Genomic DNA, 13,334 nt, shown 5'->3' with positions numbered 1-13,334 from the left:
TCCGTGAGCCGCACCGCCTGGAGCCAGAGCGCCTCCGCACTTCTGGAGAACGAGCACGTCGAACTCCATCCGATCTCGGAGGACGACCGCGAACCCATCCGCAAGGTCGCGTTCGATTCCCGGATCTGGACGTACTTCGTCTCCCGTGTGGAGAACGACGCCGACTTCGACACCTTCTTCGAGACCATGCTCGCCGACCAGAAGAGCGGCAAGCGCGCGGTGTACGTGATCGTCGACAAGAGCACCGGCCAGGTCGCCGGAAGCTCCAGCTACGGCAACCTCGCCGAGGCCGACGGCCGCCTGGAGATCGGCTGGTCCTGGCTCGGCGTCGACTTCCAGGGCAAGGGCATCAACCGATGGGCCAAGTACCTGCTGCTCAAGCACGCGTTCGAGGACATGGGCGCTGAACGCGTCGAGTTCAAGACCGACGTCCTCAACGCCCAGGCGCGCGCCGGACTGCGCAAGATCGGTGCCTACGAGGAAGGCGTCATGCGCAGCTTCAACCCCATGCCCGAGGGCAGGCGGCGCGACGCGATCTACTACTCGGTCCTGCGCGCCGAATGGGCGTCGGTGAAGGACCAGTTGAGCCGGCTCGGCAGGGCAGTCAACCCGTGCGCGTGAACAGCGTGCCGCTCCTTGAGCTGTCCGGTTCGCCGCGCGCCCGTGGGATCGCCCACGGGCGCGCGCTTGCCGGGCGGCTCCGCGGCTTCCTCGACGACTCGCTCGCCCGCCTCGGCCACCTCGGCGACCTGCCGGTGGACCTCGACCCGCTGCGCCCGGACATCGCCACCCACCGCGACGCCGTCGTCGCCGCGATGCCGGAACTCGCCGAGGAGATCGACGGTCTCGCCGCCGGCGCCGGAATCGACCGCGACGCGGCCTGGCTGCTGCAACTCCGCCGCGAGCTGCTGGGCTACAGCCGTGTCACCGCCGGGGACTGCACCACGTACGCCTCGGTCAGGGGCGGGCCCGTGCTGGCGCAGACGGTGGACCTGAACGGCGACCTCGACGACCAGATCGCCGTCCTGTCGGTCACCGGACCGCGCCGCCGCTCCCTGGTGCTCAGCTTCGGCGGTCTCCTGGGCTACCTCGGCGTCAACGACGCGGGCGTCGCCATCGGCCTCAACCTCGTCCTCGGCGGCGAGTGGGCGCCGGGAGTACCGCCGTATCTCGCGATCCGGCACGCCCTGGACACCGCCGGCAGCGTCGACGAGGCCGTCGAGACGCTCCGCGCGCTGCCGCTGGCCAGCTCGCGGTCGTTCATGGTCTGCGGCGAGCGGCGGGCCGTGTGCGTGGAGGCCCTGGGCGCGGAGCGGCGCGTACTCGAAGGCGATGACCTGTCGCACACGAACCACTTCCTGGACCCGGACTTCGCCGACCGGGACGAGATCAACGTCTTCGCCAAGAACTCGTCGCGGCGGCGCCTGGAGGCGGTTCGGGAGGCGGGCATCCCCGAGCCGGGCGACACCGCGGGCCATCACCGGCTCCTGTCGACGCCACCGATCCTCGTGCCCGACAACGGCGACATCCGGCGCGAGCGGACCGTCGCGGCCGTGATCATGCGCCCGGACATCGGGGAGTTCCGGCTCTGGCCCGGCGATCCGTCCAAGGTGCCGGAGCAAGTGCACTCCCTGCGGTGACCGCCGCCGCGTCCTCACCACGCGGAAGGATCCCCACGCGGAAGATCCCCACGCAGAAGGACCCCGCTCACAACGAGCGGGGTCCTTCTGCGTGGGGTTCAGCGGCCGATGAGGTGCTGCTGGTCCTTGGGGCGCAGCCGCAGCCCGTGCTGGCCGCCGTCCACGGCGAGCATCGTGCCCACGGAAGCGCTGGAGAGCGGGCTCGCCAGGTAGGCGATCGCGCCCGCCACCTCGTCGGCCGTCACCAGCCGGCCCGGGGCGAGGAACGACTCCATCGAGGCCCGCGCGGCCGCCGGGTCAGCCGTCCCGTTCAACTGCTTCTCCACCCACGGGGTGTCCGTCGTGCCCGGGGCGACGCAGTTGACCCGGATGCCCTCGCGGGCGTGGTCCGCCGCCATGGCCAGCGTCAGGGAGTACACCGCGCCCTTGCTCGTCGAGTACAGCGCACGCATCTGGTGCCCGGCCCACGCCACGATCGAGCAGGTGTTGACGATCGCCGCCGCGGGAGACTTCCGCAGGTGCGGCAGCGCGTGCCGGGAGACCCTGACCATGCCGACCACGTTCACGTTCAGTACGTGCAGCCACTCGTCGTCACCGTTCGCGGCGACGTCACCGACGGCGGGGATGCCGGCATTGTTCACCACCACGTCGAGCCTGCCGAACCGCTCGACCACGGCGTCCACGGCGGCCTTGACCTGGGCGTCGTCGCTGACGTCGGCCTCGATGCCCATGATGCCGTCCGGGAGGCCGTCCGGCTTGAGGTCGAGTACGGCGACCGAGGCGCCCCTGCTCTTCAGCAGTTTCGCCGTGGCAAGACCGATCCCTTGCGCACCGCCGGTGACGATCGCGACGAGTCCTTCGAAGTCACTCACTGGTTGTCTCCTGTTGTTTCGCCATTGGGGGGTTGGATTTCGGTGCGTCCGCCGGAGCGGCCGGGGCCCGCAGCCGCAGACAGAGCAGGGCGCTCAGCAGCCCCAGTACGCCGGTCATGGTCCACAGCGCCCAAGGGGCGAACGCGAACACGGCGCCGCCGATGACCGGCCCGGCGCCCGTGCCGACGGTGTAGGCGGCGCCGTACAGCCCCTGGTAGCGCCCGACCATGCCCGGCGGGGTCAGACTCACCAGGTGGGCCTGGACGATGGAGGAGTACACGATCTCGCCGAACGTCCAGATCAGTACCGCGGCGGCCAGCAGGCCCATCCCGGTCGTGAAGCCGGTCAGCGTGAGACCGACACAGGTGAACAGGTTGCCCACGGCCAGGACGTACTCCGGCCGGAACCGCGAGATCACGCTGATGATGGGGAGTTCGAGCACCACGACCATCAGGCCGTTGAGCCCCATGAGGAGACCGAAGTGGCGCTCGTTCAGGCCCACGTCGCTGACGTGCAGGGGCAAACCGACGGTGGTCTGGATGTAGACGAACATGGCGAACACGGTCATCAGCAGGAACCGCACGAGGGTGGGGTCGGCGAGCGCCTGCCGGTACCCGATCGTCAACTCCGCCTGCTTCTCCGCGTCCTCGGGGTCGGGCTCCGGCGCCTTCGTGTCCCGCAGCAGCACCGCCACGAGCAGTCCGAACAGCAGCAGCGCGGCGGCCTCGCCGAGGAAGAGCCCCACGTACGAGATGCTGGCCACGACGCCGCCGAGTACGCCGCCCAGGGCGGCGCCGATGTTCATCGCGAACCTCAACACGCCGAAGGCGGCGAGGCGTTGCTTGGTGCCCGACACGGCGTCGACCAGTACCGCGGCCATCGCCGGCCGGTGGATCTGTGACGTCACGCCGATGAGCCCGACCACGATGACGATGGCCGGGAGCGGTGCGACGAACGGCACGAGCGCGGTCAGTCCGGAGGTGGACACGACGGAGAGCAGGATGGCCGGGCGCCGGCCGATGGTGTCGGCGAGATAGCCGCCGATGACGTTGCCGAGCACACTGCCGAGACCGGCCGCGCCCAGCACGAGCCCCGCGGCCCCGGCGGAATGGCCGCGCTGGGTCAGATAGAGCACGATGAACACGGGCAGGAAGCTGCCCACCTGGAGGATCAGGCTGCCGAGACTGATGATCCAGACCCGGCGGGGCAGGCCGCGCAGAGTGTCACGGAAACGTGGCTCGTCGACGCTCGACCGGTCGGTTGCCTCGGTACTCACGCGTGCTCCAGTTCGTAAGTCGGAACGGTCTCCGGACGGAAGGCTCTGGTCGCCCGCGCGGACCGGGGCGCAGCGTGGCGCGACACCGCACGCCACGCACCGCCCCTACGCCGGTCGCCGGCCTTTCGGCCGGCCGCGCCGGCCACGTGCTACTCGCCCCAGTCCTCTTCGACCTCGGGCGCGAGGGCGAGCACCGCCGGACTCAACGCCACGATCTCTAGCTCGCTTCGGCAGCCCGCACAATCGATGATCTCGTTGAGCCGCGCCGATTGGCTGATCTGTACCTGGTCCTCACACTCCGGACAGGCCTGCATGGTGGTCATGTGACGGTTTCCTTTCAATCGGTTGTTCCGGAGCGGACCGCCGTATCGGGGGCGGTACTGACCGGCAACCGGTCTGCCGCATCGAAAGGGACGGTACGACCGCTTCGACGTAACGGGAGTCCGCGACAAGTGCATTCGCGGGGACACATCGCGTTGACCTTTCCCCCCTGCGGCTACGCATCTCGTTTACCCCGGCGTGCACCCCGCCCGTGCCACTCTTGATGCTGGTTCGAGTGTTTCTTGATACCCCGCGAACGAGCTGAACGTGAAGACGACTGGGAGAGTTTGAATGCCGCTTGATCCGACCGTTGCGGGAGTCCGGGACTATCGTGTCGCAACCGGGTTCACGCCGCTTTACACAATGTCGGTGGACCAGGCCCGGAAAGCGGATCGGGAGACCGAGGCCGAGAACTGGGATTGGCACGAACAGCCTGCTGAGGTATTCGATCTGGATATCCCGGGCCCGACCGGCCCCCTGACGCTCAGGGTCTACCGTCCGAAGAGCGAGAGCGAGGGCCCGCTTCCCGTCCTGATGTATTTCTTCGGCGGCGGCTGGGTCGTCGGCTCTCTCGACACATCGGACGCGATCTGCCGCGCGCTGGCCGGCAAGGTGCCCTGCGTGATCGTGTCCGTGGGGTACCGGCTGGCGCCCGAGCACCCGTTCCCGGCGGCGACCGACGACTGTTACGCCGCCGTGAAATGGGTGGGGGACAACGCCGCGCAGCTCGGTGGCGACAGTGCGCGCATCGGTCTGGCGGGAGACAGCTCCGGCGGCAACCTCGCCGCGGCGATGGCCCTGATGGCCCGGGACCAGAAGGGGCCCTCGATCGCCGCCCAGGTGCTCGTCTACCCGCCGATGGTCAACGACGCGGTGACGAAGTCCATGGACGACAACAAAGACCCCATGTTCTTCAACGCCCATTCCTCGGAGTGGTTCTGGAGCCGTTACCTCGCCGAGCCCGCCGACGGTGACTCCCCTTACGCCTCACCGCTCAAGGCGGCCGACCACAGCGGACTTCCGCCGACGCTGATGATGACCGCGGAGTTCTGTCCGCTGCACGACGAGGGCGAAGCCTACGCGGACGCGCTCTCGCGCGCGGGTGTCCCGGTGGAGTATCACCGCTACGAGGACCTTCCGCACGGTTTCCTGGCCCTGTCGTCGATCCTCGACACCTCCAGGAAGGCGTTCGACGTGATCGCCGAATTCCTGCGCAAGCGGCTGGGGGTGAATTGACATTGGATGACACCACCGGTGTGGTTCTGCGCGCGCCCAGGTACGTGCTCGGCGAGACCGCGATAGACCACACCGACATCAAGGGTTTCGCCGATTTCATCGACCAGCGGCAGATGATGCCCGACGCCGACATGTGGGGCTGGGGCGCGGTGCACACCACGGCGCTCGACACGGCCGCCCTCGCGGTGCGAGCGGGCCGCCGGACCCTGCGCGCGGCGGCCGTCGAGCCGTCCGAGGTCGACGCGCTCGTGCTGTGCTCCACCACGTTCCCCGCCGAGGTCGAGGCGCACGGCGAGCTGATCGCGTCGGTGCTCGGCGGTCTTGAGCTCGGCTCCGTGCCGGTCACCGGCATCACGCTGAACCGCTGCGCGAACATGCTCTCCGGGCTGCGCGTGGCCGCCGGGATGGTCGCCTCGGGCCGCCACCGGACCGTACTGGTCATCACGGCGGACCGGGTGGCCGCGGAATCCGAGCGGCTCACCGACTTCGCGCTCTTCAGCGACGGGGCGGCGAGCTGCCTGGTCTCGCGGCGGGTGGCCGGTGCCCCTGAGTCCTACGAGTGGGTCGCCGACGCGTCCGCCCAGGACCCGGCCGCGCTGGGCCGGGGCAACGAGATCAGCGCCGATCTGGCCAGAGCCGCCAACGAACTGATCTTCGCCGAGGCCGGTATCGGCATCGAGGCGATCGACGGCCTGCTGCACAACAACATCTTCCTCCCCGTCGTGACGATGAAGGAGGTGCAGGCCGGGTTCGCCCAGTCCCAGTTGGACACCTCGAACATCGCCAGGGTCGGGCACTGCTTCGCCGCGGACCCGCTGATCAACCTCGCCGACCAGCGCTCCGCCGGCACCCTCCGGGACGGCGGGCTCTATCTGCTGGCGTCGAGCGTGTCCGGGCTGCGGATGTGCGTCCTGCTGCGAGCCCACATCCATGAAGGAGTCACCGAAGTGCAGAAGAGCGTCGAAGCCTCCCCCGCCACGCTGGAGAACCTGCGGACCACGGTCCGCAAGGTCATGCAGCTGCCCGAGTCCGAGGAGGTCGACACGCGGACCCCGCGCCAGCTCGGCGCGGGCTCGCTGCAGACGGTCGCCCTGCAGTTCCGCATCCTCCAGGAGACCTCGGTCAACGTGGAGATGAGCGAACTCGTCGGCGACCTGAGCATCGCGGACATCGCCGCGCTGATCGACGAGCGCAGGCCGACCACGACGTGAGGTCGGGGGCAAGCGAAGAGCCGGGGGCGTTTCCGCCCCCGGCTCTTCGTGTTTTCCGTCGACTCGACCGTCACCGGGCCAGGGAGTCCTTGAGGTTCGCCAGCTCCGCGGCGGTGGGCGCCGTGATGCGCAGGCCGGAGACCCGCCCCGGCTGCCTGCCGTCGAGGGCCCGCACGGCCACCCCGTGGTCGAGGAAGAAGCGGTGGTCCGCGACGGGGTCGTCGGTGGCGATGAAGCGGTAGTGGACGGGGACGCCGCGCACCAGGCCGGGGAAGCGGTCGCCGAGGATCTCCTCCAGGCCGGTGGCGTTGGCCAGCAGGGCGGACCGGGTGTGCTCGGCCCACTCGGTCTCGCCCAGGGCGGCGATCGCAAGGACGGCGTCGACATGGGAGAGCGTCCAGTTGAGCTTGCGCTCGGCCACCTTGTGGAAGATCTCGGGGTTCAGCGTCCACAGCGCCCCGGTGCGCGTGCCGGCGATGCCGAAGAACTTGTTCGGGGAGCGCAGCACCACGACATTGGACAGGCCGCTCTGCGTCATCGAGAGTTCGGCGTGATCGGGCAGGAACTCGATGTACGCCTCGTCGACGATGAGCACCGAATCCGGGTTGGCCCGGCAGATTTCCATCAGGTCGTCGCGGTGCAGATAGAAGCCCAGCGGATTGTTCGGGTTGGACAGGAATACGTACGGGTGGGTACGCATCCCCAACTCGACCCGGTCAAGGCGCGATTGTGCCGTCTCCGCGGTTCCCGAGGGCGGGTCGAGATGCGTGGGGAACCGCCGGATGGTGTCGGTGTAGTCGGGCGTGACGACGGCGACCTGATCGGTGGGGAGCAGCTGGGCGAGGACGCGGATGAATTCGGTGATGCCCCGTCCGGGTATCAGCCGGTCCGGGGCCGCCCCCATGAACTCCGCATAGGCCTCGATGAACCGCTCCTCGTCCCCGTAGGGATGTGCGAGAAGGTGCTCCGGCTTGATGCAGCGCAAGGCGGTTTCCACCGCGGGCGGCGGGCCGTAGCGGTTCACGCAGGTGCCCAGGTCCAGGAATTCCCGGTCGGGGAGACTTCTCAGGTCCCCGCCCTGTGCGTCCAATACTGTCGGCGCGTTGTCAATCACGGCATGTCCCTACAGGCGTCGCGGATGATGGATCGAATGGCGTGGAACGATCGGTGTGGCACGGTCGGCGTGAAACGGTCGGCGTCAGGCGGCCGACGGCGCGGCGAGCACGGCTCGCATCTCCCGCAGATATCCGGGGACGTTGAGCAGGAAGGCGTCGTGGCCGGCGGGCGAGGTGCTGTCCCGGTGGTGGGTGACAGTCGTCAGACCGGTGGCCGTCAACTGCGCCAGGAGCGCGTTGGTGACCTCCTGGCCGAAAAGCCGGTCCGAGGCGAAGCTGAAGACGTGGACCGCCGGATCGTTCTCCGCTGCGATGGCGTGCGGGCGCTCGAAGGCGGTGAACCGGTCCATCGCGGTCGTCAGATGGAGATAGCTGTTGGCATCGAAGCGGTCCACGAACTTGCGGGCCTGGTGTTCGAGATAGCGCTCGATGGCGTACCGGCCGTGGGCCGGGCCGGTGGGTTCACGGCCCGGCTGGACGGCCCGCCCGAACTTGCTCTCCAGCGATTCGGGCGACATGTAGGTGAGGTGGGCGACCATCCGCGCGATGCCGAGGCCGTCCCGCGGCCCCGGCCCGATGAGGTCGTCCACGTAACGCCCGCCGTCGAAACACGGATCGGAGCGGATCGCCGCCCGGCTGACCGCGTGGGCCGCGAGGCCGTCGGTGGTGAGGCCGGCCGCCGTGCCGATGAGCACGAAACGCCGCGCGTCGCCGGGGTGGCGCAGCAGCCACTCCAGCGCCTGCATGCCGCCCAGCGAGCCGCCGACCACCGAGTGCAGGCGGTCGACGCCGAGGTGGGCGAGGAGCGCCCGGTGCACGGTGACCATGTCCGCGACCGTGACCTCGGGGAAGTCGGGGCCCAGCGGGCGGCCCGTCTCCCCCGGCGAGAGGGGGCCCGTGGTGCCCGCGCAGCCGCCGAGGACGTTGGCGCTCACGACGTGGAAGGTGTCGGTGTCGATCGGGCGGCCCGGCCCGACCATCACGTCCCACCAGCCGGGGATGTCGTCCGGGTCGTGCCGTGCCGGGTGTGAGTCCCCGGTCAGGGCGTGGCAGACGAACACCGTGTTGTCGCGGTGGCGTGAGGGGGTTCCGTACTCCTCGTAGGCGACCTGCACATGGGAGAGCGAGCGGCCCGACTCCAGAACGAGCGGATACTCCGGAGTGAAGAGAGTGGCGATCTTCAGATGGCGGCTGAGCTGCGCGGGAACGCCGTAGGTGGCGGTCCTGTGGTCCTCGGTGACGGGAAACGCGTTCAAGGTCTTGTCCTCCAGAAGTCAGCGGCCCGCCGCGTGTTTCCGGGCAGCGTCACCGAAAGCTCGGAAGATCTTCCTGGAGAGCCGGTCCGTGGTGGCATACCACTCGGGGTGCCACTGCACGGCGAGCCCGAAGGCACGGCTGTCGGCGACGGATACCGCTTCGATGACACCGTCGGGGGCTTGTGCCTCGATCCGAAGCCCCGGCCCCAGACGGTCGATGGCCTGGCCGTGGAGAGAGTTCACCCGTGCCGAGGCGGTGCGGCCGGTCAGCTCGTACAGCGTTCCGTCCGCGTGGATCCGTATTGCGTGTGCGGGCAGGTACTGCTCGTCCCGCGGGAGTGAGAGGTCCTCGCGATGACCTTCGACGGCGCGGAGGGTGCCGCCGTGGGCGACGTTCAGCTCCTGCAGCCCCCGGCAGATGCCGAGGAGCGGCAGGCCCGCCTCGACGGCCGCCGGGATCACCGCGAGCGCCAGCGTGTCGCGGTCGGTGTCGAACGGGCCCGGCCCGTCCGTCGCCGCGTACCGTTCCGGGGCCACGTTCGTCTCGTGGCCGCCGAGCACCACCGCGTCGAACCGGTCCAGCTGGTCGACGAAGGTGTGGCCGGGCCCCGGGATGAGGGCGACGGTGCACTCGGCCGCCTCCTCCAGCGCGGCGACGTAGGCGTGGCGTACGGCGTCGTGGGGCACCTCGTCCCAGGTCTCGGCCGAGCACGCGAGGGCGACGAGCGGGCGGGTCATGAGCCGTCCAGCGCCTGACCGAGGTCGGCCAGCAGATCGTCGATGTGCTCGACGCCGACGGCCAGCCGGATGGATCCCTGGGTGACCCCCGCGGCGAGCTGCTCCTGCTCGGGCAGCTGGGCGTGCGTGGTGGAGGCCGGGTGGGTGGCGAGCGAGCGCACGTCGCCGACGTTGGTCACGTGGGAGATCAGCTGGAGGGACTCGATGAACCGGCAGCCTGCCTCGCGTCCGCCGGTCAGCTCGAACTGGACGAGCGGGCCGCCGTTGCCGCCGAAGTAGCGTGCGGCGAGCCGGGCCTCCTCGCCGCTGGCGAGGCTGGGGTGGCGGACCGCGCCGACCTTGGGGTGGGAGGCGAGGAAGCCGGCCACCGCGGTCGCGTTCTCGCCGTGGGCGCGCATCCGCAGGTGGAGGGTCTCCAGGCCCTGGAGCAGCAGCCAGGCGTTGAAGGGGCTGAGACAGGGGCCGAGGTCACGCAGGAGCGTCTCGCGGGCCTTGAGCAGATAGCTGCTGCGGCCGAGCGGACTGTCCAGGTCCTTGCCGGTACGCGTCCACACCGCACCGCCGTGTGCCGCGTCCGGCTGCGTGAGCAGCGGGTGCCTGTCCGCGTGGGCCTCCCAGTCGAAGAGCCCGGAGTCGAGGATGAGCCCGCCGAGGGTCGATCCGTGGCCGCCGATGTACTTGGTGGCGGAGTAGACCAGGATGTGGGCGCCGTGCTCGATGGGCCGGCAGACGTACGGGACCATCGTGTTGTCGAGGATCAGCGGTACGCCCGCCTGCTCGCCCAGCTCGGCGACGGCCTCGATGGGGAAGACGCTCAGCCGCGGGTTGGGCAGGGTCTCGCCGAAGTAGCAGCGGGTGCGCTCGTCCGTGGCGGCGGCGAAGTTCTTCGGGTCCGAGGGGCTGACGAAGCGGGTCTCGATGCCGAACCGCTTGAAGGTGTTGGCGAGCAGGTTCCACGTGCCGCCGTACAGCTCGTTGGAGCTGACGATGTTGTCGCCGGCCTGGCAGAGGTTGAGCAGGGCGAGGGAGATCGCCGCCTGCCCGGAGGCGACGGCGAGTCCGGCCGCGGCCCCGTCGACGGCGGCCATGCGCTCTTCGAGCACATCGCAGGTGGGGTTGTTCAGCCGCGTGTAGGCGTGCCCGTCCTGCTGCAGGTCGAAGATCCCGGCCGCGTCCGCCGTGCTGGGCAGTTCGTAGGCGGAGGTCTGGTAGATCGGCGTGACGACCGGCGGGGTGATGCCGAGCCGCCACTCGTATCCGCCGTGGATGGCCGCCGTCTCCGCGGCGCGGAATGTCTTGCCTCGTGCGGGTACCTCAGGCCGGGACACCGTTGTCCTCCTCTTCTCGGACCATGGAGCGGACTATCGCGGTGATCGCACTGGGCTGCCCCTGTGGACCGCGGTGCCACAGGCCGCCGAACTGGGCGTCCACCTCTACGTACTTCGGGTCTCTCATCCGTATCTCGCGCGCCTCGGGCAGTTTGTAGAAGGGCGTGCGCGGGTCGAGGTGGTGCTCCAGGTGGAAGTGGTCGTTGTGGATCCCGGTGAGCAGCCGCTCCCAGAGGCGGCTCTTGCGGTTGCGCGTCATGTAGAGATCCACGGAGGAGTCCCGCACCAGGGGCGTGTGCTCCGACAACTCGATGTACCAGCCCAGGATCTGGAAACTCGTCAGATAGGGAATGACCCAGAAAAGCAGCAGCTCGAAGACCCAGTCCCCGTACCAGGCCGCGCCGGAGACGGTCACCCAGAACACCCAGAAGCCGAGCCCGTCGAGTATCCGCTTGCGCCGCTGCACGGGATTGGTGGGGGCGGCCGTCTTCTCCGCCCCGGTGAGCACCCGGTAGCGGTTGCGGATGAGGTAGCGGATGTAGGCCCAGGTCTGCGAGCCGAAAATCGGCATGAGGACGACCCGTCGGATGTACGTCGGTGCCGTGGCCTTCTTGTAGGCCCCCTGCTCGATGAAGAACCGCAGATCCGGATCGAGGTCAGGGCTGCCGAGACGCGGGTGGTGGGTATAGACGTGCGACACCTTGTACGCGTAATGCTGCTGGAAGATCGGGTATGCGGTCAGCACCGTACCGACGGCCATCTGCAGCGCGCGGTTCTTTATCCCCACCCCGTGCGCGCAGTCGTGCAGAATCGTGGAAAGACCGCGCTGCCTGGCACCGATGACGAGTGCCGCCAGGGGATAGAACCAGTACGAGCCGTAGACGCACAGCAGTACGCAGCCGGCCATCCACACCAGGTCCTCGACCCACGCGAGCAGCGCATGCCAATTGTCGGGCGTGTTCAGCGCCTTCAGGTCGTGCGCCACATCCGTCGGGAAGCGATACATGGTGTATCGCCGACCGGTGTACGCCCAGGTCGTTGTGTCAGTACTCACTCGCCCCCCTCGCTTGTGATGCGGTAATCAATCTTGTTCCGGACGGTCTCCACACGTTCACGCAACTGACTCACGGAATCGGCGGTGACCGCGAAGCGGAGGAAGAAGTTCTCCTGCTCCAGGTCGGTGATCCGGTATCCATTGGTGATCTGTGCGCCGACCATGCCGGGCAGTTCACGCAGGTCGTCTTCTGTGGTGCTGACCTCGACCGTGCCGAGTTCGTCGCCCTCCATGTCGATCCAGCCGATGACCGGCCGTTCGCGGAGGGGCATCGGCCCGTCGAGCTTGAATTCGCCGAGTGCCATGGAGACGACCGCCTCGATCGGGTCGATCCCGCTGACCTCGCGGACCGCCGCCGGGATCATGCCGCCGCCGAAACGCGGATTGATCTCGATGAGTTCCGTCCTGCCGTCCTCGGTGGAGCGGCCCTCGAAGTGCAGCCAGAACTGATCCAGGCGCAGATCGGCGCAGAACGCGTCGACCCTCTCGCAGAGGACGCGCACCCCCTCACGCACGTGCTCCTGCTCGGGCGGGTGGAATTCGAGTCCCGCGTCGTGGTGCTTCACCTGGTCGTGCTCGGGCTTCTCGACCGTCAGGAGCGGATGGAATTTCCCGTCGACGACAGGGCCGTCCACGGAGAACTCGACCCCGGACAGATACTCCTCGACGATCAACTCGGTGTCGGCGAGACCCGCTTCCGCGAGACGGTCCTGGTAGGCGCGGAGTTCATCCGGCCCATTGACGCGGCTGACCAGCCGGGAGGCCCCGGAATCGCGTGCGGGTTTCACGATGGCGGGAAAGAAGTCCACTGTCGCCGGATCACCGGAGAAACGCAGGTCGGAAAGGCCGAGCGCCCGCATGTGCTCGCGGACGAGCACCTTGCTGAGCAGCACATGACGGCTCTCGTCGGCACCCGGGACGGCGTAGTGCGCGGCCACGGCCATCTGCCAGTGCGACAACGATTCGAGGAGGTTGACGACGGCGACGGGTTCGATTCCGCGCTCTTCGAGCCGGGCCGCGAGTACGGGCAGCTCCTCGCCGAACCAGTCGAACACTACATGGTCATCGCATTTGTCCCGGTGCCGATTGTCGGGAAGCTCGGAGACGAGCACCGAACGCAGGCCGCGGGCGCGCAGTTGCCCGGCGATAAGGGGTACTCCGCCGAAGTGTTGCTTGGAGAAGATGAGCACGGATTTCAAGCCGCTACCTCCCGAGGTCTGGTGTTGTGAGGTCTACCGAAAGCCCGGCTTGGAACCCGACGACCGGATTCGAGGGTGGCATGGGCCG

General features: G+C 68.8%; 13 protein-coding genes. 4 read left to right on the top strand and 9 right to left on the bottom strand.

Features of this window, described 5'->3' with window-relative positions; genetic code table 11:
* Positions 1-3 precede the first annotated feature (3 nt).
* Positions 4-621, top strand: coding sequence for a GNAT family protein (locus DMA15_RS24090; RefSeq protein ID WP_240659915.1), 618 nt, complete (start codon positions 4-6; stop codon positions 619-621).
* Positions 612-1,640, top strand: coding sequence for a C45 family peptidase (locus tag DMA15_RS24085; protein ID WP_125514845.1), 1,029 nt, complete (start codon positions 612-614; stop codon positions 1,638-1,640). Before DMA15_RS24090 ends, DMA15_RS24085 begins: the two co-directional genes overlap by 10 nt.
* A gap of 98 nt (positions 1,641-1,738) precedes the next feature.
* Here DMA15_RS24085 and DMA15_RS24080 read toward each other — a convergent pair whose 3' ends face one another.
* The 3 genes from DMA15_RS24080 to DMA15_RS36750 form a co-directional block, all read right to left on the bottom strand.
* A complete protein-coding gene (locus DMA15_RS24080; protein ID WP_125514844.1) occupies positions 1,739-2,512 on the bottom strand; it encodes an SDR family oxidoreductase in 774 nt (257 codons plus the stop codon).
* Positions 2,505-3,788, bottom strand: coding sequence for an MFS transporter (locus tag DMA15_RS24075; protein WP_125514843.1), 1,284 nt, complete (start codon positions 3,786-3,788; stop codon positions 2,505-2,507). Before DMA15_RS24075 ends, DMA15_RS24080 begins: the two co-directional genes overlap by 8 nt.
* Positions 3,789-3,937: 149 nt before the next feature.
* Positions 3,938-4,111, bottom strand: a complete 174-nt coding sequence (locus tag DMA15_RS36750) for a lysine biosynthesis protein LysW (RefSeq protein WP_240659914.1) — start codon at positions 4,109-4,111, stop codon at positions 3,938-3,940.
* Positions 4,112-4,400: 289 nt separating this feature from the next.
* On the opposite strand from DMA15_RS36750, the gene DMA15_RS24065 reads away from it, so the two are divergent.
* Positions 4,401-5,345, top strand: a complete 945-nt coding sequence (locus DMA15_RS24065) for an alpha/beta hydrolase (protein WP_125514841.1) — start codon at positions 4,401-4,403, stop codon at positions 5,343-5,345.
* Between the two features lie 2 nt (positions 5,346-5,347).
* Positions 5,348-6,556 (top strand): phosphopantetheine-binding protein, encoded by a 1,209-nt coding sequence (locus DMA15_RS24060; protein WP_240659913.1) that lies wholly within the window; start codon positions 5,348-5,350, stop codon positions 6,554-6,556.
* Between the two features lie 70 nt (positions 6,557-6,626).
* Here the strand turns inward: DMA15_RS24060 and DMA15_RS24050 are convergent, their stop codons facing one another.
* The 6 genes from DMA15_RS24050 to DMA15_RS24025 form a co-directional block, all read right to left on the bottom strand.
* A complete protein-coding gene (locus DMA15_RS24050; RefSeq protein WP_125514840.1) occupies positions 6,627-7,670 on the bottom strand; it encodes an aminotransferase class I/II-fold pyridoxal phosphate-dependent enzyme in 1,044 nt (347 codons plus the stop codon).
* An 84-nt stretch (positions 7,671-7,754) separates the two neighbouring features.
* On the bottom strand, positions 7,755-8,927 hold the full coding sequence (locus DMA15_RS24045) for a homoserine O-acetyltransferase (RefSeq protein WP_206302821.1): 1,173 nt from the start codon (positions 8,925-8,927) through the stop codon (positions 7,755-7,757).
* An 18-nt stretch (positions 8,928-8,945) separates the two neighbouring features.
* A complete protein-coding gene (locus DMA15_RS24040) occupies positions 8,946-9,665 on the bottom strand; it encodes a gamma-glutamyl-gamma-aminobutyrate hydrolase family protein (protein ID WP_125514839.1) in 720 nt (239 codons plus the stop codon).
* Positions 9,662-10,993, bottom strand: a complete 1,332-nt coding sequence (locus DMA15_RS24035) for an O-acetylhomoserine aminocarboxypropyltransferase/cysteine synthase family protein (RefSeq protein ID WP_125514838.1) — start codon at positions 10,991-10,993, stop codon at positions 9,662-9,664. Before DMA15_RS24035 ends, DMA15_RS24040 begins: the two co-directional genes overlap by 4 nt.
* Complete coding sequence (locus DMA15_RS24030; protein WP_206302819.1) at positions 10,980-12,047, bottom strand: fatty acid desaturase family protein; 1,068 nt, start codon at positions 12,045-12,047, stop codon at positions 10,980-10,982. The genes DMA15_RS24035 and DMA15_RS24030 overlap by 14 nt, the downstream gene beginning before the upstream one ends.
* Complete coding sequence (locus DMA15_RS24025) at positions 12,044-13,237, bottom strand: ATP-grasp domain-containing protein (RefSeq protein WP_240660253.1); 1,194 nt, start codon at positions 13,235-13,237, stop codon at positions 12,044-12,046. The genes DMA15_RS24030 and DMA15_RS24025 overlap by 4 nt, the downstream gene beginning before the upstream one ends.
* Positions 13,238-13,334: the final 97 nt, after the last annotated feature.

It is taken from the genome of Streptomyces sp. WAC 01529 (genome assembly GCF_003945545.1).
GTDB lineage: Bacteria > Actinomycetota > Actinomycetes > Streptomycetales > Streptomycetaceae > Streptomyces > Streptomyces anatolicus.
The sequence above is the reverse complement of the archived record's forward strand: the minus strand, read 5'-3'. Positions and strand labels throughout refer to the sequence as shown.